Annotated in this window: 1 protein-coding gene and 1 pseudogene; both read right to left on the bottom strand. The window is 50.0% G+C overall.

Annotated features, from left to right (window positions below; all coding sequences use genetic code 11):
- Positions 1-109: 109 nt before the first annotated feature.
- Positions 110-895 carry a type-F conjugative transfer system secretin TraK gene (gene traK / locus ACED28_RS23250; RefSeq protein ID WP_017096434.1) on the bottom strand — a complete coding sequence of 262 codons (786 nt, stop codon included), beginning with the start codon at positions 893-895 and terminating at the stop codon, positions 110-112.
- A pseudogene (locus ACED28_RS23245) lies at positions 882-1,079 on the bottom strand (type IV conjugative transfer system protein TraE); the annotation flags it as partial. The pseudogene ACED28_RS23245 and the gene traK, both read right to left, overlap by 14 nt.

The following is a 1,079-nucleotide window of genomic DNA, read 5'->3' as shown; positions in this document are numbered from 1 at the left end:
GGTGCGATTGCGCTTTCTTGTCACGGCATTGATCGTGCCGCCGTCTTCAAAGTCCCCGTCGGTGTCTTTGAAGACGCGTTTCTTAAAACGGCCCAAGGCGTCTTTTTGTTTATCGAGCATGGGTGGCGCCTCCTCCAGTAATGAGATAGAGCGTGGTAGTTTGCCCAGGTTTTAATTGATAGGCATCGAGCGCGGCTGAGCGTGCGGAATAGCTGTAGAACTGCGCGGTGGTCAGCGCCATGTCACTGCGGCTTTGATTTTTGAGCTGATAAACCACCCCAGAATAATGACGGCCCACGAAGACCGTTTGAGGGATGATGGCCAGTGACGCTTCATCTTTGGGTAAGGTTTTGGGGTCAACGTCGTGACGTTTAAAACCAGCAATGGGAGCGCCATCATGGACAAAACGTATCATGGCTTTGGTGAGCGCTGTCATGGCGGCGGGATAATCCGCCGCCTGCTCAATCGGGCTTTGCTGCTCTTTGTAATTTTGCGACCAAACAAACTCCGTGACCAAAGATGGTGTAGCTTTGGGGGTAATAAACAGCGCAAACAATCGCCCTTTCTCTGTCGTCAGGTGCGCGGTAAACGGTAAGGGAAGGTTAATTTTTAAGGTGATGGAGCCGGAAGCGTCTTTTTGGTTGCCCGTTGAGGTGCAAAACCCTTTCGGGCAGACGATCGAAATAATACGATCATTGTTGACCAGTAAACGGTTCACGTTAATGGAAGAGAGTGACAAGGGGATCGTGTCGCCTTCGTCAAACTCATAGCTCACCATGGCGGCATTTTCAGCCAGGGCAAAAGAGGGGATGAAAAAGACCACCCAAAGCGCGATGGATAAAAAATAAGGGTGCCATTGCTGCGATGGGGTGAATGATTGCTCATAAAGATTCATCGGTGTTGACCTCGACTTCTTCAATGGAGAGTAAACCTATGACGCCTTGGTCATAGCTAAAGTTGACTTGATACCACTTCATCTCCGGATCTAGTGCGCGTTGGCCTACGTGCTTTTGGAGTTTCCCGTAGAGTTGTACTTGGAGAGTGTCGAGAGAAATTCGGACCAACTCGACAGAAAATTG

The sequence above is a fragment of the Vibrio sp. 1F253 genome, assembly GCF_041439295.1.
Classification (GTDB): Bacteria; Pseudomonadota; Gammaproteobacteria; order Enterobacterales; family Vibrionaceae; genus Vibrio; species Vibrio tasmaniensis_A.
Note: the sequence above shows the minus strand (reverse complement) of the source record. Positions and strands in the feature narration are given on the sequence as shown.

Coding starts and splice junctions, on each gene's coding strand:
- traK (WP_017096434.1), bottom strand. CDS start 895: ATGAATCTTTATGAGCAATCATTCACCCCATCGCAGCAATGGCACCCT.